Source organism: Aquimarina sp. 433, assembly GCF_054054605.1.
The window spans coordinates 192,085-211,765 of the sequence record NZ_JBSWZK010000009.1 but is presented as its reverse complement, the minus strand read 5'-3'; the positions used below and the strand labels follow the sequence as shown (position 1 = coordinate 211,765).

The window sequence follows — 19,681 nt, the reverse complement described above, 5'->3', positions numbered from 1 at the left end:
AATGTTGAGTATACTTATTCCTCAAACAAAACCGCCATGGATATTGGTGGGATAGAGATGGAATTTTTCATCATTTCTTTACCTTCAAAATCAAAATCATCACCTAGAACTGCTACACGCCAGAAACCTTCTAACATGTAAGTTAAACGCTCTGGTTTGGCATTGTAGATCACATAAATATTTTTCCATTTATCACCATTGGCATGATTGCTGATTTTATAACTAATCAATCCTTTAGAGTCTTTTACAAAGGTTAGTTTTTCTCTTACTTCATCCGCAGTATTCATTCTAAAAGCTGGGTGCTCTTTTCGTAATCGGATTAGATTTTTGTAATAGTCAACAACATCAGCATTGTTGCTTTTCCAATTCCAATCGATCTGATTAATACTATCGGGTAAATTATAAGAATTATGCTCTCCGTTTTTAGTACGCAACATTTCGGACCCAGCATGCATAAAGGCAATTCCCTGAGAGGTCATAACGATAGCATTGGTAAGTTTTTGCATTGCAACCAATTCTTCATCCGTAGCATCTTCTCTGGAAATTTTTAGTTTATCAAAAACGGTATGATTATCATGACAAGAAACATAAGAAACCGATTGCCAAGGCTCATTAGTCCACGGAGCTTTCGAGTAATTTACTTTGTCGTAAGCAATTTGTGGATGTTGAATAGCTCCTACAATCCCCATTTTTACAGATTCTTCGGTGTTTTTAGCCCCACTTACAAAACCAGTACTTTTTTCTTCAAAAACAGATCCTTTTAAACCATCTCTAAGGTCATCACTAAATGCAGAAACTTCAGGCATTTCTAAAGTATTTTTTTTCAGTGCTCTTTTTTCGATCGGTAGAGGAGAATCACCTGCTGTCCAACCTTCGCCATAAATAAATATGTTCGGGTTTACTGATTTTACATTTTTAGCAACTTTATTCATAGTTTCGATATCATGTATTCCCATTAGATCAAAACGAAAACCATCTAAGTGATATTCTTTTGCCCAAAACGCTACCGATTCGGTGATATACTTTTGCATCATTATGCGATCCGATGCTGTTTCGTTTCCGCAGGCAGACGCATCAGAAAATTTACCATCTTCCCACTGGCGGTAATAATATCCAGGAAGCTCTAAATTAAAATTCGAGTTTTCTGTTCTTCCAGTATGGTTATAAACGACATCCAAGATGACACCAATTCCATGATCATGAAAAGCTTTGACCATTTGTTTAAATTCCTTGATTCTTACTTCAGCTTTAAAGGGATCGGAAGAAAAAGATCCTTCGGGAACATTATAGTTTTGCGGATCGTATCCCCAATTAAATTGTGGAGTATCTAATTTTGTTTCATCGATAGAGTAGTGGTCATACGTGGGTAATAGGTGGACATGAGTAATACCTAATTCCTTTAAATGATCAATTGCAGTACTTACATTTTCTGGTCCTTTGGTTCCTTTTTCCACCAATCCTAAATATTTTCCTGGTTTGCTAGACCCAGATTGCGGATGAATTGTCATATCTCTGATATGTAGCTCATAGATTATAGCCTCATTTGGGCTTTTTATGGTTGGACCTTTATCTTCACTCCATCCTTCGGGATTTGTAGCATCAAAGTCTAATACCATTCCTCTTTTACCGTTCACACCAGTGGCTGTAGCATAAATACCTGGAGTTTCTTCTAACCAATTCCCTTTATGCATGATTTGATAGGTGTAATAGGTACCATTTAGATCTTTGTAGATTTTGGTACTCCAGATACCGGTTTTTACATCAAGATCTAAAGAAATGCTTTCTAATGCAGAACCTCCGTCACCATTTTGGAATAAGTGTAATTGAGCTTTTTCCGCAATAGGAGACCAAATCTTAAAAGTAGTAGTCTCTTTGGTGTAATCAATCCAAAGATTTGTTTCTGAAGGAGTGGGGTATTCCTCAAAACTGGAATAGGTTATATTTTTTTCTGTGCATGAGATACTACAAGATATAACAAAAAGGTATAAAAATATACGTTTCATTTACTGGTTTGTTTATTAGAGAAAGAATCATCTTAAGTGCCAATCTAATTAGATCGATATACTTAATCCCATCCTAACTACTGCTGGTTGATTAATTGGTTAAATGGTTATTATAAGAATTAAGAGTAATGTAAATTATGAAAATAAATCAGAACTTAAATATCGATCTCCACGATCACAAATAATGGCTACTAAAACACCGCTTTCTAAGGTTTCTGCTAGTTTTAAAGCTGCTGTTACAGATCCACCACTACTCATCCCAGAAAATACACCTTCTTCTTTAGCCAATCTTTTCGCCATTTCCGTTGCTTCTTCCTGGCTTACTTCGATTACTTGATCTACTTTCGAAGGATTAAATATTTTAGGAAGGTATTCTTTTGGCCATTTTCTAATTCCTGGAATTCTAGATTCATCAGTGGGTTGCACTCCTACAATCTGAACATCTTTAGATTGCTCTTTGAGATAAGTAGAAGTTCCCATAATTGTTCCTGTAGTACCCATAGAGGATACAAAGTGTGTAATTTGCCCATCTGTATCTTTCCATATCTCTGGACCAGTAGTCTTGTAATGAGCTTTCCAGTTATCATCATTGGCAAATTGATTCAGCATGATATACCCTTCGTTTTTTACTTTGGCTTCAGCATAATCACGTGCACCTTCAATCCCAACATCCTGAGAGGTAAGCGTTACTTTTGCTCCATAAGCCCTCATGGTTTGCACACGTTCTTTCGTAGAGTTTTCGGGCATTACCAACTCAATATCCAACTTAAAAATACCAGCAATCATCGCTAAGGCAATACCAGTGTTTCCACTAGTAGCTTCGATAAGTTTAGAAGATTGATCAATATCTCCGCGGTCTAGAGCAGACTTAATCATATTATAAGCCGCACGATCTTTGACGCTTCCGCCAGGGTTGTGACCTTCTAATTTTAGATATAATGTAATATTTGGATTTTTTATTAAGGAAGTAGCTTTTACCAAAGGCGTGTTTCCTATGAGGTCTAAAATGCTATGGGACATTAAATAACTTTTTTGATCTTTATTTCTGAAGTATTTGAGATAATTGAGTTTTCTGGTACCGAGGATGTAATCCAGGCATTACCACCAATGGTACTATTAGCACCAATCACAGTACTACCACCAAGGATAGTAGCATTGGCATAAATCGTAACATTATTTTCTACTGTAGGATGTCTTTTTACATTTCGTAGTTTTCTATCTACATATAAGCCTCCCAAAGTAACTCCTTGATAAATTTTTACATTATCTTTTATGATAGCTGTTTCACCTATTACAATACCCGTTGCATGATCAATAAAGAATGATTCTCCAATCTCCGCACCAGGATTAATATCTGTTCCTGTAAGTCTATGAGAATATTCGGTCATCAATCTTGGTATTAATGGTAGGCCAAATTTTAATAATTCATGACTTAATCGATAAATAGCAATGGCGTAAAATCCAGGATAAGCAAGATACACTTCCTCTATAGAATTAGCTGCAGGATCACTTTTCATAAAAGAATCTGCATCTTTGTTTAGTTTTTCTAATATTTCTGGTAGTTTCTCTAAATAGGATTGCCAAATTTTACTACAAGGTTTTTCAGTTTCCCAACAGGCAAGATCAACTAGCTCCTCGAAAGTTTTTTCGAGAATATCTATATTCTTTTCTACTTCTGTATCAGAATCGAATAAAGTGTAGAAAAGAAGATTAGTAAAATACTCTGTTCTTTCTTTTAATTTTAGTTTTAGATTAGGATTCTTTTTCTGCTCCTTAATCTTAGCTATAACCTGATCTTTTTCTTTAGTCATTGTGCCTGTTTTGAAAAGTCTAGTAAATATATAGAATAAAGAAATAGAGAAGTCCTAATTCTTTGTAAATACTTACATTTTTTACGGAATTATAACATCTCGCTTCAAAAATTCCGATTTATACATAAAATTACGTTAAACTTAGTGATGGCTTATAGATTTTAGTAATTTTAAATGCCAAACTTTATATATGAATACGATACCAAAAACCGCTTTTGAGTTTCTAAAAGATCTAAAAAAGAATAATCACCGTGATTGGATGCAAGAACATAAAAAGCGATATCAATCTAATGAGAAGGAACTAAAAGCTTTTTATGCTGCAGTTGTAGATAGATTAAATGAAGAGGATGAAATAGAAAAAACAAAAGTTTTTAGAATTAATAGAGATATTCGATTTAGTAAAGATAAGACACCTTATAATGTACATCGAAGTGTAAGTTTTAGTCGTGCTGGAGCGCATAGACGTGGTGGTTATTATCTTAGATTAGAACCTGGAAATTCCCAGATGGCAGGTGGTTTTTTTGGTCCAGAACCTAAAGATTTACTACGTATAAGAAAGGAATTTGAAATGGATGATCAAGAAATTCGTGAGATTTTATCTAATGCAGAGTTTCAAAAAGCGTTTGGAGGGTTTAATACAGATTATCAGGTAAAAACTGCACCAAAAGGTTTTAGTAAAGAACATCCTGCGATTGATTTGATAAAGAATAAGTCCTTTTTTGTTACCAAGAGCTTTACGGATAAAGAAGTCTTTTCAGAAGGTTTTTTAGATAATCTTACATATCATTATAGACTTTTACGACCTTATTTCGACTATATGAGTGATGTATTGACAACGGATCTAAATGGCGTTTCTCTGTTAAAGTAATTCGTGTAATTTTTTACCAGTATTTGCGACTATTAAGATCGAATTTTAACCACAACATAAATCAACAAAATCTTAAAAAAATGAAAAGAATAGCAATAAATGGGTTTGGGCGCATCGGTAGAGCTGCACTAAAAGTAATAATGGACCAGCCTGAATTAGAAATAGTCGCTGTGAATGACTTAATGACTATTGAAAATGCACAGTATTTATTAAAATACGATAGTGTATATGGAATTTATGATAAGGAGGTAACAATCGAAGGTGATTCTTTGATAATAGCTGGTCAAAAAGTTAAATATTTGACACAAAGAGATCCAGAATTACTTCCTTGGAAAGAACATAACATTGATGTTGTTATCGAAAGTACAGGTTTTTTTACCAATAGAGAAGATGCAGAAAAGCATATTAAAGCAGGAGCAACCAATGTTGTTATTTCGGGACCAACGAAAAGTAAAGATACACCCACTGTAGTGCATGGAGTGAATACAGAAGATGGTAAAACGGCTATATTTTCTTGTGCTAGTTGTACCACAAATAATATTAGTCCTGTTGTAGAAATTTTAGGTAGAACAATAGGAGTAAAGAAAGCTATCCTGAACACTATTCATGCCTATACAGCATCTCAAACTTTGGTAGATGCACCATCGAAGAAAAATCCGAGAATGGGAAGAGCAGGAGCAGTAAATTTAACGCCGACTACTACTGGAGCTGCTATAGCCACTACAAAAGCTTTACCACAATTTGAAGGTAAGTTTGATGGAATAGCAGTAAGAACACCTGTTCCTGTAGGTTCTGTAAGCGATGTTACATTTATTGCAGAAAGAAATACAACTGCAGAAGAGATCAATAAAATACTAGAAGAAGAAGCCAAAACTGATAGATATTTGAAGGTATTGGATGTTACCTATGAACCTATAGTTTCTTCCGATATACAAATGAATCCTTATGCATCTACGGTAGATGCTTCTATGACTAGAGTAGTAGATGGAGATTTAGTGAAAATTATGATCTGGTACGATAATGAATGGGGATTTACAAACCAGATGATCAGACAGATATTGGAGTTATAATATTAGAATTTGATACAAACCAAAGTATGAAGACTTTTGTTTGTAATAATTTTAACACAAACTAAACTTTCGTATTATATTTTTGAGATCTTATTGGCACCACCAAAGGGTTTAATGCCATATTATTTTTAAAACATAAAATTTAATACGAAAGTTTTTTTTATGAAGTTATGGATTAGTGTATGCCTTTTCTTCTTGCTAGGACAGCAGACTTTTTCTCAAGAGGTAAATAGTTCAGAAAAGAAATCATTTTTAGTGGGTACTACGGAAGAAGGTATGACTATTGATGGTAAACTTGATGAAGCTATCTGGAAAAAGCTGACACCTGCCAAAGACTTCATGCAATATTTTCCTAATGATTCTTTACCTGCCGCAGCACAAACAGAAATATATATGTGTACGGATCAAAAGAATCTTTACATAGGTATTAAATGCTACGCAGCAGGAAACGATTGGAGAGTAGAATCTCTTAGACGAGACTATCGTGCTGGAGGTAATGATAATATTACCTTGATTTTTGATACTTTCGATGATCAAACAAATGCTTTTTATTTTGGTATCAATCCAGAAGGGGTTTTGAGAGAAGGAACCATAAGTAATGGTGGTAATGTCATTCAGGATTTTTCTACTTCATGGGATAATAAATGGAGAGGTAATGCCCAAAAGTATGATGGGTATTATACTGCAGAACTAGAGATTCCATTTAGTACGTTTAGGTATCCAACACCTTCAAAAAAATGGGGTTTTACGTCGTATAGATTTGATACGCAATCTAACGAAATAAGTGTATATCCAGGTACACCAAGAAATCAGATTGTTTTCACTTTAGCATATCCAGCAGAGATGATTTGGGAGGATGATTTAACGACAAAAAGTAGTGCGATATCATTAATACCATTTGTTTCTTCAGGAATTAATAAAGACTACGAAGACGGAACACCTACGGATCAGATTTTTGAAATAGGAGGAGATGCAAAGATTGGGTTGACGCCTGGATTAAATCTTGATTTAACCGTGAATCCTGATTTTTCACAGGTAGAAGTGGATACACAAATTACAAATCTAGATCGTTTTGAGATTTTTTTTCCCGAAAGAAGGCAATTCTTCTTGGAAAATGCAGATTTGTTTGGACAGTTCGGTTTTTCAAATATCAATCCATTTTTTTCCAGACGTATTGGAGTTGCTCAAGATGTTGTTACAGACGAGTTAGCTCAGAATAGAATTTACGGAGGACTTAGAATTAGCGGGAAACTGGATCCAAAGACACGTGTAGGTCTACTAAATATGCAAACCGAGGCCCGCAGCAGTCAGGGAATTCCAGCGACCAATTTTGGAGTTGCAGTAGCACAGAGAAAGATCGGTGTACGTTCTAATATAGGCGTTATTGCGGTTAATAAACAAGCAATAGACTTTGATCAAAACCTTGATACTTTGGATATCAATAGATATAATCGAATGATAGGATTGGACTACAATTATTCTACTAGAAGTAATACTTGGTTTGGGAAGAGTTTTGTTCACGGCACTTTTTCACCAGATACAGATCTCGCAATCGCCCAAGGATCTACTCTAAATTATAATACAAGAAAATTTGGAGCCTTGTGGAGACATGAGTATGTGCATGAAGATTATAATGCAGAAGTTGGATTCGTACCTAGAACGAATTATTTCCGGATCAGTCCTAGCGCAGAGTTACGATATTATCCGCAAAACGATTTTTTGAATAATCATAATTATAGTGTATCTGGAGATGTTTTTTGGAGACCTGAATTTGGAAAAACGGACCATTTCTTTTCAGTAGGTTGGGGAGGAGAATTATCCCAACGTTCTAACTTTGGATTTAATCTAAATCATAGTTATGTTTATTTATTCGATCCATTTGATCCTACGGGTACAGATTCTACTGAATTAGCAGCTGATCAAGATTTTTCTTGGGTTAGTTTTACTGGAAATTATAGGAGTGATAGGAGAAAGGTATTTAGTTGGAATCTTAGTCCTTACATTGGTGAATATTTTAACGGGTGGCGTTATGGTACTCGTGGTGGTTTTAATGTTCGTTTTCAGCCCAAAGGCTTTTTCTCTTTAAATTATGCAGTGAATGTATTTGATTTACCACATTTGGAGGGTACTCGTGAGACCTACCTTATTAGTCCAAGAATAGATTATACACTGTCTAAAAGTTTATTCACTTCAGTTTTTGTGCAGTACAACTCGCAAAGTGATAATACCAATATCAATGCTCGAATTCAGTGGAGATTTGCTCCAGTTTCTGATCTTATTCTTGTTTATACGGATAATTATTTTACAGGAAATGATGCTAGTCCAGCGGATCGTTTTGCCTTTGATATACGAACAAGATCTATTGTGCTTAAAGTTACTTACTGGCTTAATTTATAAGAAAAAGGTCGATTATTAAAACCAACCTTTTCCATACACTAAAACATTGTTTATATTAAATCTGGCTTAGTCCACCATCGACTTCTAATTCTACACCATTAATATAAGAAGCATCTTCTGAAGCTAGGAATAATGCTGATTTAGCAATTTCTTCAGAAGTTCCGAATCTTCCTAGTGGTACTTGTTCTGCAAAACTTTTTCCCATTTCTTCAATTACATCTTCTGATAGTCCCATTTTTCCATAAATCGGAGTTTCAATAGGTCCAGGAGCAATCGCGTTTACTCTAATTCCTCTGGATTTCACCTCAGAGGTAAGTACTCTTTGATATGCACGCAAGGCACCTTTAGAAGCGGAGTATATTCCATATCCCTCAAAACCTTTTTGATGTACAATGGAATTGGTAAATAAAATCGTACCTCCATCATTAATATGTGGTAGCGCTTCTTTAGCAGCGATAATAGGTCCTTTGACATTAATATCGAATATTTCGGTATAATGATCCACTGTAATATCAGTTGTTGGAGTAGGAGGTGCGATTCCAGCATTTAGAAATAAAACATCTATTTTACCATATTTGTTTGTCGCTTCCTGAATAAGATGTTTATTATCTTCTGGTTTAGAAACATCAGCTTTCACAGTGATGAAATCTCCTTCTAATTCTTTAGCAACTTCGTCTAAAGCCTCTTGTCGTCTTCCAGATACAACTACTTTAGCTCCTTCTTGTAAGTATAATTTTGCGGTTGCTAATCCAATACCACTGTTTGCTCCTGTAATTACGGCTACTTTGTTTTCTAATTTTTTCATTTTTTTAGTTCTATTTTATTAATGATTAAATGTTATTTATAATTTCTGTTGCTTTTGCGATTACCTGTTCTGCATCTGCCATAATCTGATCAGAATTAATAAACTCTATATCAGTAATTCCAAGAAAATTCAGGAAGGTCTTCATATATCCTGTTACATGATCCACACCAGTTCCAAGTTTTGTTCCGCCAGTTGTAATGATTACATATGCTTTTTTGTTTTCTAAAAGTCCTACAGGACCATTTTCGGTATACTTAAAGCTAATACCAGCACGGGAAATAAGGTCTATGTAAGCTTTTAATCCCGCTGTGACCCCAAAGTTGTACATGGGAACAGAAAAGATATAAGTATCTGCTTTTGAGAATTCTGAAGCTAAAATATTCGAGGAAGCTACGGCTTCTCTTTGAGTAGATGTTTGCTGATCTTCTGGTGTAAAGTATGCCGTAACGCTGTCTTCATTGCCCAGTGTTACTAGTTCATCATAATATACATCTCTTTTTAGGGTGCTGAATTGTTCGGATTTTTCAAGTTTCTCTTGTAAAACATCTGCTAGTTGTCGGCTAATGGACGTTTGTTCCCTTGGACTACTGTCTATTCTTAATAATGCTTTCATTTTATTGTTTTATTTGAAACGATCGTTTCAAATTAGGTTAAAAAAAATTATTTAAGTACTGATAATATTGTATGTATCAGGTTTTCAAGTTCTTCTTTGTTTGTGTTTAAAATTCCTGTCATTCTTAATCCCTGGATCGAAGAGTACAAATACAATGCGTATTGTGTGGCTGTTTGGTCTTCATTAATGATCTTTTCCATTTGACCATTATGCACTACATCTTCAAGAAATGCCATCATTTGTTCCTGATTTTGTTCCATAAAGGAACGAATTAATGGTTCTTGATTCGCCATTTCGGACTTACAGTTAACAATTAGGCATCCTTTATGGTCCTTATCTTCAATAATATCGCTTATATACCAACAAAATATAGACTGTAATGCGTCTAAAGCATTTTGATTTTGAACAATTTCTTTGCCCATTTTCTTGTTACCGTTATTACGGTAAAAAGACAATACTTCCATAAACATACCAAGTTTGTTTCCAAAAGAGTTGTAAATACTTGATCTATTTAGACCTGTAGCATCTACCAAATCTTGCATAGAAGTACCATTGTATCCTTTTTTGTGGAATACTTCGGTTGCGTTATGCAATACATTGGTTCTATCGAAAGTTTCTATTTTTGGCATATTATTGAAATGAACGTTTCAAAAATAAATAATATCTTGACATCGAATTGTTATAGAAATATTAAAGTTTTTAAATAATTATAGTAATCGTTTCATGAGGTGGTCAATTTGTGATTCGTTTCCTAATAGAAACGGATGCTCGCCAAACTTTATAAAACCATTTTTTTCATAAAATTTTATGGCTCTTATATTTCTATTCCAAACTCCTAACCATACAAAATCTACTATATGTTTCTCAGCAAACGTTATAATCCAATTTAGTATGTGAAGGCCTATTCCTTTTCCCTGATGCGCTTGAACCAAATAAATCCTCTCAATTTCTAATGAGTTACCGGTAATAGTCTCCGTTTGGGCCGATCCAAAATTGAGCTTTATATATCCAACAACTTCTTTTTGGTGTTTTACAAAAAAGAAGTAAGACTCTGGATGTAAGATTTCCTGAGTAATTTTTGGAAGAGTAAAATATTGATCCAGATATTTCTGAATATTTTCTTCTGTATTTAAAGGTGGTCCAAAAGATTGATAGAAGGTAGCTTTTCCAATATTAAGCATTGTACGGTTATCTTCGGGAAGTACTCTTACAAAATTTAATTCCTTAGATTCCATCATCTTTTAGTAGACTATATTATTCGTTTTATCACTCGTAATTTATGTGTGTATAAACGGCGTTCTCCATTAAAGATACCCGTATGATCTATACGATCCACGCGCACCTTCCCGTGCGCATGGATAATATAGTTATCTTTCATTATAATGCCTACATGGGTAATTGCACCTTCATCATTGTCAAAAAACGCTAAATCGCCTGGTTCACTTTCTTCAATAAAACTAAGAGGATCCCCTTGCGTAGCCTGCAAAGACGCATCTCTTAACAATTTATATCCATTAAGCTTGTAGACCATTTGGGTAAAACCGCTACAATCAATTCCAAAATTTGTTCTTCCTCCCCATAAATAGGGAGCATTTAAGAAAAGATAAGCAGTCTCTATCAACTTTTCTTTAGGTTGCTGTTTTTGTATTCGATTACCTTCATAACTATGTTGAAAATAGTCTAATGCACTTAGAGAAGAACCTAATGAAATAGGCATTAACTGATCGTTCTCGCAACTTACGAAGTCGATTAAGTCAGATGCTATATCAATTGGTTTATTATCAAAGTCCTTATACGTTTCTTCGGTAATTTCTAGATACTGTTTATTGTCAATCCAACCTTCATAAGTATCAAAGGCCAATCGTATTCGACTCCATTTTTTGCGTTTTTCTAAAACTTTAAAATGTTCTCCGTATAGTACCTGTGAAACCATTTCACTAGGATCATTAGGTTCAGAACGAAGAGGCACAATACTAAGATTGCAAATACCGTATAACATATGTATCCTTAAAAGCTAATTATTTTATTAGATATGATAGCATCAAAAACACTATTATACACGCTCAATTACCATTGCAGAAGCACCACCACCACCGTTACATATAGCAGCAGCTCCTATTTTTGCATTATTTTGTTCTAATACACTCATTAATGTAATCAAAATACGAACACCAGAACATCCTAGAGGATGCCCTAGAGATACAGCACCTCCATTTACATTTGTGTTTGTATCGTTTAACCCTAGTATCTTCATATTGGCAAGACCTACAACAGAAAATGCTTCGTTAAATTCAAAGAAATCTACATCTTCTAAGCTAATACCAGCTTTATCAATTGCTTTTGGTAACGCTTTAGCAGGTGCAGTAGTAAACCATTTAGGTTCATGTGCAGCATCAGCATAGCTTTTAATCTTTACTAATGGTTTTAGATTCAGTTCTTCAGCTTTTTCTGCGCTCATCACAACTACTGCTCCAGCACCATCGTTGATAGTAGAAGCATTTGCAGCAGTTACTGTTCCGTCTTTTGTGAATGCTGGTCGTAACGCAGGAATTTTTTCCATTTTTACGTTTTTATATTCTTCATCCTCAGTAACCATTACAGGTTCTCCACGACGTTGTGGTACTGGTACTGGAACTACTTCATTCGCAAATTTACCTTCTGACCAAGCTTTCGCTGATCTTTCATACGACTGAATTGCAAAAGCATCTTGATCTTCTCTACTAAAATTATGTTCTGTTGCACACAAATCAGCACAAACTCCCATGGCATTTTGATCGTATACATCTACCAAACCATCTCTCTGCATTCCATCTTCTAATGTTTGCGGACCAAATTTGTGACCTGCACGTAATCTTACATAGTGTGGAATTAAGCTCATATTTTCCATTCCTCCTGCGATCACAATATCAGCATCACCTAACGCTATAGCTTGTGCAGCGTGCATGACTGCCTTCATTCCACTTGCACATACTTTATTTACTGTAGTACAAGGAACATGATTACCGATTCCTGCTCCCAATGCAGCTTGTCTAGCTGGTGCTTGTCCATTTCCCGCCTGTACCACATTACCCATAAATACTTCCTCTACTAAAGAAGGATCTAGATTTATTTTTTCCATAGCTCCTTTGATGGCTATAGATCCTAATTGTGTTGCAGGAACGGTTGATAAACTTCCTAAAAAACTACCGATTGGTGTACGTGCTGCGGATACTATTACAACGTCTTTACTCATTATATTGTGTTTAATATATGTATGTTTGTTATTTTGCGAATTTAAGGATTTTTGAAGGATAAACATAGCTTAGTTTTTTACTGATTTTGCAAGTTCTCTATCCCATTATCCTTCTATTTTCTATTCCAATTTGTACTGACTTATTTTTTAGTACTTTTGGATACCCATACGAATATCGAAGTGAAGAATTTTTTTAACAATTTTTATAAAAATCAGTCCCTTTTATACAAAGGGTTCTTGTTCACAAGTACGCTAGTACTCATTGTTTATTTATTTCCAAAAGGAGGTGTTTTTAAATATGAGTTTACAAAGGGGAAACCATGGCAGTACGAAAATTTATACGCTCCTTTTGATTTTGCAATAGCTAAAACTGAAGAAGAAATAGCTGCTGAGAAAAAGAGAATTAAAGATAACAACATCCCTTATTTCGAATATGATACAATCATTTCAAATGCTGCTAAAGACACGTATGATGCTGCTTTCAAAAGTAATTTAGAAACACTAGACCAAAGTAGTTCTGGAAAACAAGCAAAACTCTTCGGTAGAATATTACTTAATGACATTTATCGATATGGTGTGTTGCAAGAGTCCTATAGTTATGAAAATAAACGTCAAATATTTCTTAGTAAAGGAAATAAAGCAGATGCAATTACATTCGGACAGATTTTAACGCCTAGCTCTGTTACAGCACTTATCAATTCTAGAATTGAAAAAAGTGAATATGTAAAATTTAAGAGCGGTTTTGTTGCGCTTTTTTATGATCTGGTAAAGCCGAATGTATCACTCAATCAAAAATTAACTGAAAGTACCCTAGAAAATGAACTTGCTCAGGTATTAAGTACTCGTGGAAGTGTGTCTAAAGGTAGTAGAATTATTGCTAAAGGGGAAGTTGTAGAAGGCAATCGACTACAGATATTAACGTCGTTAAAAGCAGAATATGAATCCCAAGTTTGGAGTGATAAGAATTTTTATTGGATAGTATTTGGATACGGTATACTAGTATCTTTAGCGTTATTAATGCTATTATTATTTATTAGAAAGTATCGAAGGGATATTTTTGATAATAATACACAGGTAACCTTTATCGCTTTTAATATCTTATTAATGGTATTGATCACCACATTGGTTGTAAAATATAAATCCGATTACATATATATTGTTCCTTTGTGTATTTTACCTTTGATTCTAAAGGCCTTTTTTGATTCCAGATTAGGATTGTTTACACACGTGGTTACTGTACTTATCTTAGGGTTTGTGGTGCCTAATAGTTATGAGTATACATTTTTACAAATTATTGCTGGTATTGTTACGATCTTAACGATTTCAGAATCTTATAAGAGAGCAAATCTATTTATAACCGTAGGTCAGATTACAATGATCTATATTCTTGCATATATTGCATTTCATATCATTCAGGAAGGTAATATAACTGATATTGATTGGACCACGATAGGATTATTTATTATAAGTGGTTTTGCTACTCTGATTGTACATCCGTTGATCTACGCTTATGAAAAGATGTTTGGGCTTATTTCCGATGTTTCTTTATTAGAATTAAGTGATACGAACTCTTCCTTGCTAAAAGAGTTATCAGACAAAGCTCCAGGAACATTTCACCACTCTCTTAATGTTGCAAATATAGCTGAAGCTGCTGCAAATGAAATTGGTGCTAATGCCATGTTGGTAAGAGTAGGAGCCTTATATCATGATATTGGTAAAATGGCAAATCCTACATATTTTACAGAGAATCAAACCGCTTCTGGAAATGCTCATGATATATTATCTCCTAAAGAAAGCGCAAAGATTATCATTAATCATGTGATTAGAGGAATCGAAATTGCTAAAAAGTATAATTTGCCAGATCGGGTAATTGATTTTATAAGAACACATCATGGTACCAGTACGGTTTATTATTTCTATATGAAAGCCAAAGAAATAAATGAAAATGTAAATATAGAAGATTTTCAATATCCTGGTCCTAAGCCTTTTTCCAAGGAAACGGCTATTCTTATGATGAGTGATAGTGTGGAAGCGGCATCTAAAAGCTTAAAAAACCCTACTAGTAGCCTTATTGATTCATTTGTAGAAAAAATTGTGAATAAGCAAATGGATGATGGACAGTTTTTAAATGCAAATATTACATTTAAAGAAATTCAGCAGGTAAAAAAAGTGTTTAAAAGAAAGCTTACAAATATTTATCATTTAAGAATAGAATATCCGGAATAAATAGATTCTGGTATGCTATTTGATTAGGATAGTACTTCACAAAATCATCAAATTGAAGTACTATGAAAACCAATCATTTTTTAGTAATTATCTTTTCCGTATTAATAGCAAATCAATCTTTTGGTCAAGTTAGAATTGGAGGAGGAGTTTCTGTAGATATCAATATAGATCTTCCTATTCCAGAAGTAATTGTTGTTGGGAGAAAGCCTAGTCCAGTAATTATTTCGAGAGCCCCAAAACCAGTATATGAAAATATTTCTTTTGGAGAAATCCAAAATCAAAATGGACCCTATGGTAGACAGATATATCAAGTAACTGATGCACAGTTAGAATCATATAATGGGGGAGAAGAGCGCCTTATTTATGCTTTGGACTCTGGAGATATACTGGAGATTTTATTAATTACTGCCAATCCACAGGACTATAATTACCATAGTTATAATTCTTGCGAATGTTCAGAGAACAACCGAATTGCAGAAGTTATCCTGAATAATCAGCCAATCGAACTAAGAGATGGTAGTGTTTCACTACAACCAAGACAGAACGGATTTCATTCGGTTATCAATCTACACAGTAGATTTGAAGGAGATTTTAATGGAACGGTTAATTTTTAGAAAGATATTTTTTATCCATCCAAAAGGTTCCAAATGGTATAATGGAACATAAGAGAACAATAATTAGCGTTTTATTATTCCATTTTTTTTCCGGTTTAATCAGGAAAGCAAAAACGATATACAATAAAAATAAAAATCCGTGTGCCATACCAATCACTTTATTGGGCTCAGGAGAAGCAAATAAATATTTTAACGGCATGGTAACAAACAAAATAAGTAGATAAGAAATTCCTTCTAAATAACTTATAAGTCTGAAAATAGTAGTCATATGCAAATACTTAGTTTATAATATCCGCAAAGGTAAGGTTCATAACAGATTGCTCAGAGAAAAAGTCAATTTTTATTTGGGAAATCTAGCTCAAAAACCTCTAAATGGAAATAAGTAATCGCAGAAAGCAAATGATCAAAGATGTCGGCTACTATTTTTTCATAGTTTTTCCATTCTTTATCATTACTAAACGCATAAATCTCTAATGGAGTTCCATAAGGTGTAGGTGCTAGTTGACGACTCATAATGGTCATTTCATTATTTACATAAGGATGATTTTGTAGATATAACTCTACATATTTTCTAAACAATCCCATATTGGATAAATTACGACCATTGATTAAAATATCTTTGTTGATCTGTTTTTCTGTATTGTAATTGGTTATATTTTCTTGTGATGCTCTTATATACTCTTCGATTAATGAAATTTTTTGAAGTTCGATAATATCAGATTCGGATAAGAATCGAATACTAGAAGCTTTAATTAAAATGGCTCTTTTTATTCTTCTTCCTCCAGAATCCATCATTCCTCGCCAATTTCTAAACGATTCCGAAGTAAGATGATAGGTGGGTATAGTGGTAATAGTTTTGTCAAAGTTCTGCACTTTCACAGAAGATAAATTAATTTCGATTACATCACCATCGGCACCGTATTTATCCATAGTAATCCAATCTCCAATTCTCACTGTATCATTTACTGCAACTTGTATACTGGCTACAAAACCAAGAATACTATCTTTAAAAATTAAAAGAATTACCGCAGACATTGCTCCTAGTGCAGTAAGAAAAGTCCAAATAGATTTTCCAGTAAGAGAAGAAAACATAAAGATACTGCCAATAGCCCAGACGATGATCATAAAAATCTGTACATAGCTATCTATCGGCTTATCTTTAAAGGAGTTTAAAGATTTTAAAAAATCACGGAATGTTCTTAAGATACTTCTTACAATCCAGATGGTTAATCCGATTACCAAAATATCAAATATTACTTCTAAATAATATTCGGCAACTGGAAATGCTATAAATAACTTTGGTATTACCCAAACACATATCGATAGCGGTATGATATGAGATAGGTAATCAAAAGTTTTGTTTTTTACCAAATAATCATCAAAGGTATTTTTGGATTTAGAAGCATACTTTCTAAATAAACTTAATACTACTTTATGAATAATTCGATCAAGTATAAAAACAACTAGTAGTAAAACTAAGATTCCTATAATTACATTAAGATACTCGGCCAGTTGTTTAGAAACATTATTTTCTACGAGGAGCTTGTAAAAGAATCTTGTTAGATCTTGCATTTTTAGAAATAAAAACGAGAGCTATATATCTACACTAAATTAAAAATAGCTAGCGCATACAAATAAAATCGTACAAATCGAAGTAATCCAAATAAAAGATAACTTACGAAAGAATATCTAATCATACCAGCGGCTATACTGGTAATGGAAAATGGAATTGGTAACAATGCACCCACTACAATTAAAAAACCTCCCCATTTTCGAGTATTTTTTATGTGTTTTGCCATTTTTACTTCTAAGTATTCGTGTACTGCTGGTATTTTGGTGATTGCCTTTCCTATAAAATAAGATATAACACCTCCAAGATAGGATAGTAAAGCCAATATAGATAGATATAAAATAGGACTTGCAGCTTTATCACTCCAAGCAATAAAAATTTCTGGTGGAATAAGTCCTAAAAGGGATTCTGAAGCGAAAAATACACTAAAAACAATATAATCCGCGTAGTTTTCTGTTACATAGATCAATAAGTCATTAATATTAATTACGAAATAATTAATAATTAATAGTCCAGCAATGAACAATAGAATAGGAGGTAAGGCTTTTTTAAGGCTAGTTCCTAAAAACTTATAAAAACCAGTATAGCTATAATACTGATGTAATAATTGTAATCGTGTTTTTTTAACAGATCGGGGATTCATTTTCATAACAATTTTTCCACAAGGCAACAAAAATAATATTTTAATGATTCTTAGACGTTTATAAAATCATAAATTTTGTCGTCAATTTGTTATTATTATTACAAGAATTAAATAAACTTTGTTTTGAAGGATTTATTGTTTTGTATCAATGAAAAAAGACCTTGATAATCAAAGTCTTTTTTTTTAATATTATTAAGTAAAGTGATCTTTAGAATGCGTTCAGGGCATCTCTATAATCAGATAAATCCATGATATTCATTTTGTTCTTAATATCTTTTAATAAAGAAATTAAATACATTAAACTCTCTACAGGATCTACTTCACTATTGTTTTCTGGTGCAACCTCAGTATCTTCTATTGGATCATCATCTGGGATTGGTATTAAGAAACTATCATTTTCTTCTATATGTTCGTAAGTAAGTCTTAATACTTTAACCACTAAAGGTACTTGCTGTTCTAGTGCATAAGACCTTAAATCCTTAAGATCTTCTATTAATGTGTCCGTATTTATTCCAGATGTTTCAATATCGACCAGAATCTTGTCAATTAATTTGAGTGCCTTTTTATTTTCCAAGGATTATATAATTAGTAGGGTTTTAAAAAAATGATTTCGGCAAATTTAACTCTTTATATACTTCTTTAAAATCTTTTAAAACAATAAATTTATTTTTTAGGCCAAAAAAAATAAATTAAAAAAAAGTAAAATTAATAATTAGAGGAATTTTCCCCTTAATATGCTGATAAATAATCGTTTATTTGGAATAATTTTACGTAATGCTTGTATTCCAGCTAAAGTTTGAGGTTAAACCGTAACCATAATTCCTTAATCCTCTTTATCTTTGAAAAGTATTCCAATTACAATTTTTCCCTTACTTTTTTTGTTTTCCCCAACACTTACCTCCTTGAATACAGGAGGTAAGTTCTTTTTAGGACATATCTATTAAAATAATGCTACTGTAGTATTTTCATTTTCAGGTTTTATAGTAATTAATAGCCTACGTTTTCCTAAAGTACTCACTTTATATACTTTAGTTCCGACAGTCCAGTTTTCCTTTCTAGTTGCTTGTGGCATCATAGGAAAACCATAACTAAATCTTGATCCATCAGGTTTTGGCCCAACAACATAGAATTGATTTCTGGTAATTGAGTTATTTTTTATTTTAAATTTGATAAACTTAGCATTAGGATTTTTGATTTTTTTAGTTTTTGAAGCTATTCCTTTTATATCTCCTTTTATTTTTTTAGGAGTATTCAAAACCTCCAATTTTGCATTTTTATTCAAATTTGTTGTTAATTCTTCCATTACTCGTACTTTGGCACTGCCACGGCTCCAAATATCAATACGTGCATTTTCTGCTATTAAATTAGATGCATTAACTGAAGCCATTTCTGCACCAATTCGTAATTCTTTTGTTTTTCCTTCTAGAAATATTTTACCAATAGGTGCTAAAATCTGTATGTAATCATTATTTAGATTTATGATTCTGGTTATATCATGAGTTCCACTTTCTACAACTCTTAGATTAGGAGCGCCAATTACTATTTTTGCATTTTCTGATGGAGATATCCATTCTTTTTGATCCAAATGTAAAGTGCCGTTTATTACTTCTTTATCAATGTATTCTAATAAATTAGAGTCTGTAGTTATTGTAATGCTTTCTTCTTTCGATTGGTCTATAATTACTTGTGCGTAAAAGTTAATTTTTACCTTCGTAATGTTATTAACGTTATAAGTTTTAGTAACAATTTCTTTGTTACCTCTTATTTGTGCCACTGCTGTAATACTAATGAATAGAACAATTAAATGTGTGATATTTCTCATGACATTA

Annotated in this window: 19 protein-coding genes; 5 read left to right on the top strand and 14 right to left on the bottom strand. The window is 33.2% G+C overall.

All coding sequences use genetic code 11. From position 1 onward, the window contains the following. Positions 1–14: 14 nt before the first annotated feature. The 3 genes from pulA to epsC form a co-directional block, all read right to left on the bottom strand. A complete protein-coding gene (gene pulA, locus ACWNT5_RS18330) occupies positions 15–2,003 on the bottom strand; it encodes a type I pullulanase (RefSeq protein ID WP_456518192.1) in 1,989 nt (662 codons plus the stop codon). A 135-nt stretch (positions 2,004–2,138) separates the two neighbouring features. After that, the gene (cysM, locus tag ACWNT5_RS18325) at positions 2,139–3,023 is read right to left on the bottom strand and encodes a cysteine synthase CysM (RefSeq protein ID WP_456518191.1); all 885 of its coding nucleotides are present in this window, start codon (positions 3,021–3,023) and stop codon (positions 2,139–2,141) included. Further along, positions 3,023–3,814 (bottom strand): serine O-acetyltransferase EpsC, encoded by a 792-nt coding sequence (gene epsC, locus ACWNT5_RS18320; RefSeq protein WP_456518190.1) that lies wholly within the window; start codon positions 3,812–3,814, stop codon positions 3,023–3,025. Before epsC ends, cysM begins: the two co-directional genes overlap by 1 nt. Positions 3,815–4,004: 190 nt before the next feature. Here epsC and ACWNT5_RS18315 point away from each other — a divergent pair, with 190 nt between their 5' ends. The 3 genes from ACWNT5_RS18315 to ACWNT5_RS18305 all read left to right on the top strand — a co-directional run bounded on the left by ACWNT5_RS18315 (position 4,005) and on the right by ACWNT5_RS18305 (position 8,149). Next, entirely contained in the window at positions 4,005–4,682 is a 678-nt protein-coding gene (locus tag ACWNT5_RS18315) for a DUF2461 domain-containing protein (protein WP_456518189.1), read from the top strand. Between the two features lie 80 nt (positions 4,683–4,762). Then, the gene (locus ACWNT5_RS18310) at positions 4,763–5,752 is read left to right on the top strand and encodes a type I glyceraldehyde-3-phosphate dehydrogenase (RefSeq protein ID WP_299601220.1); all 990 of its coding nucleotides are present in this window, start codon (positions 4,763–4,765) and stop codon (positions 5,750–5,752) included. Positions 5,753–5,914: 162 nt separating this feature from the next. After that, positions 5,915–8,149, top strand: a complete 2,235-nt coding sequence (locus tag ACWNT5_RS18305; protein WP_456518188.1) for a DUF5916 domain-containing protein — start codon at positions 5,915–5,917, stop codon at positions 8,147–8,149. A gap of 55 nt (positions 8,150–8,204) precedes the next feature. Here the strand turns inward: ACWNT5_RS18305 and ACWNT5_RS18300 are convergent, their stop codons facing one another. The 6 genes from ACWNT5_RS18300 to ACWNT5_RS18275 all read right to left on the bottom strand — a co-directional run bounded on the left by ACWNT5_RS18300 (position 8,205) and on the right by ACWNT5_RS18275 (position 12,799). Further along, positions 8,205–8,954, bottom strand: a complete 750-nt coding sequence (locus ACWNT5_RS18300) for an SDR family NAD(P)-dependent oxidoreductase (RefSeq protein WP_299601224.1) — start codon at positions 8,952–8,954, stop codon at positions 8,205–8,207. A 25-nt stretch (positions 8,955–8,979) separates the two neighbouring features. Then, positions 8,980–9,567 carry an FMN-dependent NADH-azoreductase gene (locus ACWNT5_RS18295; RefSeq protein WP_456518187.1) on the bottom strand — a complete coding sequence of 196 codons (588 nt, stop codon included), beginning with the start codon at positions 9,565–9,567 and terminating at the stop codon, positions 8,980–8,982. Between the two features lie 47 nt (positions 9,568–9,614). Beyond that, positions 9,615–10,196, bottom strand: a complete 582-nt coding sequence (locus tag ACWNT5_RS18290) for a TetR/AcrR family transcriptional regulator (RefSeq protein ID WP_456518186.1) — start codon at positions 10,194–10,196, stop codon at positions 9,615–9,617. A 78-nt stretch (positions 10,197–10,274) separates the two neighbouring features. Continuing rightward, positions 10,275–10,805 (bottom strand): GNAT family N-acetyltransferase, encoded by a 531-nt coding sequence (locus ACWNT5_RS18285; RefSeq protein WP_456518185.1) that lies wholly within the window; start codon positions 10,803–10,805, stop codon positions 10,275–10,277. Between the two features lie 11 nt (positions 10,806–10,816). Continuing rightward, positions 10,817–11,566, bottom strand: a complete 750-nt coding sequence (locus tag ACWNT5_RS18280; protein ID WP_299601229.1) for a C40 family peptidase — start codon at positions 11,564–11,566, stop codon at positions 10,817–10,819. 54 nt (positions 11,567–11,620) lie between these two features. Further along, positions 11,621–12,799 carry an acetyl-CoA C-acyltransferase gene (locus ACWNT5_RS18275; protein ID WP_299601230.1) on the bottom strand — a complete coding sequence of 393 codons (1,179 nt, stop codon included), beginning with the start codon at positions 12,797–12,799 and terminating at the stop codon, positions 11,621–11,623. A gap of 180 nt (positions 12,800–12,979) precedes the next feature. On the opposite strand from ACWNT5_RS18275, the gene ACWNT5_RS18270 reads away from it, so the two are divergent. After that, positions 12,980–15,025 (top strand): HD family phosphohydrolase, encoded by a 2,046-nt coding sequence (locus ACWNT5_RS18270; protein WP_299601232.1) that lies wholly within the window; start codon positions 12,980–12,982, stop codon positions 15,023–15,025. A 62-nt stretch (positions 15,026–15,087) separates the two neighbouring features. Then, positions 15,088–15,639, top strand: coding sequence for a hypothetical protein (locus tag ACWNT5_RS18265; RefSeq protein WP_299601233.1), 552 nt, complete (start codon positions 15,088–15,090; stop codon positions 15,637–15,639). Here the strand turns inward: ACWNT5_RS18265 and ACWNT5_RS18260 are convergent. From ACWNT5_RS18260 to ACWNT5_RS18240, 5 genes are all read right to left on the bottom strand, one after another. Then, positions 15,629–15,907, bottom strand: a complete 279-nt coding sequence (locus ACWNT5_RS18260) for a DUF3817 domain-containing protein (protein WP_299601234.1) — start codon at positions 15,905–15,907, stop codon at positions 15,629–15,631. The two genes, ACWNT5_RS18265 and ACWNT5_RS18260, sit on opposite strands and share 11 nt — an antisense overlap. A 65-nt stretch (positions 15,908–15,972) precedes the next feature. Then, a complete protein-coding gene (locus ACWNT5_RS18255; RefSeq protein ID WP_299601236.1) occupies positions 15,973–17,211 on the bottom strand; it encodes a mechanosensitive ion channel family protein in 1,239 nt (412 codons plus the stop codon). 29 nt (positions 17,212–17,240) lie between these two features. Further along, positions 17,241–17,858 (bottom strand): YqaA family protein, encoded by a 618-nt coding sequence (locus ACWNT5_RS18250; RefSeq protein ID WP_299601238.1) that lies wholly within the window; start codon positions 17,856–17,858, stop codon positions 17,241–17,243. Between the two features lie 202 nt (positions 17,859–18,060). After that, positions 18,061–18,426: a hypothetical protein gene (locus ACWNT5_RS18245; RefSeq protein WP_299601240.1), complete on the bottom strand. Its 366-nt coding sequence runs from the start codon at positions 18,424–18,426 to the stop codon at positions 18,061–18,063. 366 nt (positions 18,427–18,792) lie between these two features. Beyond that, the gene (locus ACWNT5_RS18240; protein WP_299601241.1) at positions 18,793–19,674 is read right to left on the bottom strand and encodes a GIN domain-containing protein; all 882 of its coding nucleotides are present in this window, start codon (positions 19,672–19,674) and stop codon (positions 18,793–18,795) included. Positions 19,675–19,681: the final 7 nt, after the last annotated feature.

Excerpts from the sequence above, each read along its gene's own strand:
- pulA (WP_456518192.1), bottom strand. The coding sequence starts at position 2,003 with ATGAAACGTATATTTTTATACCTTTTTGTTATATCTTGTAGTATCTCA.
- cysM (WP_456518191.1), bottom strand. The coding sequence starts at position 3,023 with ATGTCCCATAGCATTTTAGACCTCATAGGAAACACGCCTTTGGTAAAA.
- epsC (WP_456518190.1), bottom strand. The coding sequence starts at position 3,814 with ATGACTAAAGAAAAAGATCAGGTTATAGCTAAGATTAAGGAGCAGAAA.
- ACWNT5_RS18315 (WP_456518189.1), top strand. The coding sequence starts at position 4,005 with ATGAATACGATACCAAAAACCGCTTTTGAGTTTCTAAAAGATCTAAAA.
- ACWNT5_RS18310 (WP_299601220.1), top strand. The coding sequence starts at position 4,763 with ATGAAAAGAATAGCAATAAATGGGTTTGGGCGCATCGGTAGAGCTGCA.
- ACWNT5_RS18305 (WP_456518188.1), top strand. The coding sequence starts at position 5,915 with ATGAAGTTATGGATTAGTGTATGCCTTTTCTTCTTGCTAGGACAGCAG.
- ACWNT5_RS18300 (WP_299601224.1), bottom strand. The coding sequence starts at position 8,954 with ATGAAAAAATTAGAAAACAAAGTAGCCGTAATTACAGGAGCAAACAGT.
- ACWNT5_RS18295 (WP_456518187.1), bottom strand. The coding sequence starts at position 9,567 with ATGAAAGCATTATTAAGAATAGACAGTAGTCCAAGGGAACAAACGTCC.
- ACWNT5_RS18290 (WP_456518186.1), bottom strand. The coding sequence starts at position 10,196 with ATGCCAAAAATAGAAACTTTCGATAGAACCAATGTATTGCATAACGCA.
- ACWNT5_RS18285 (WP_456518185.1), bottom strand. The coding sequence starts at position 10,805 with ATGATGGAATCTAAGGAATTAAATTTTGTAAGAGTACTTCCCGAAGAT.
- ACWNT5_RS18280 (WP_299601229.1), bottom strand. The coding sequence starts at position 11,566 with ATGTTATACGGTATTTGCAATCTTAGTATTGTGCCTCTTCGTTCTGAA.
- ACWNT5_RS18275 (WP_299601230.1), bottom strand. The coding sequence starts at position 12,799 with ATGAGTAAAGACGTTGTAATAGTATCCGCAGCACGTACACCAATCGGT.
- ACWNT5_RS18265 (WP_299601233.1), top strand. The coding sequence starts at position 15,088 with ATGAAAACCAATCATTTTTTAGTAATTATCTTTTCCGTATTAATAGCA.
- ACWNT5_RS18260 (WP_299601234.1), bottom strand. The coding sequence starts at position 15,907 with ATGACTACTATTTTCAGACTTATAAGTTATTTAGAAGGAATTTCTTAT.
- ACWNT5_RS18255 (WP_299601236.1), bottom strand. The coding sequence starts at position 17,211 with ATGCAAGATCTAACAAGATTCTTTTACAAGCTCCTCGTAGAAAATAAT.
- ACWNT5_RS18250 (WP_299601238.1), bottom strand. The coding sequence starts at position 17,858 with ATGAAAATGAATCCCCGATCTGTTAAAAAAACACGATTACAATTATTA.
- ACWNT5_RS18240 (WP_299601241.1), bottom strand. The coding sequence starts at position 19,674 with ATGAGAAATATCACACATTTAATTGTTCTATTCATTAGTATTACAGCA.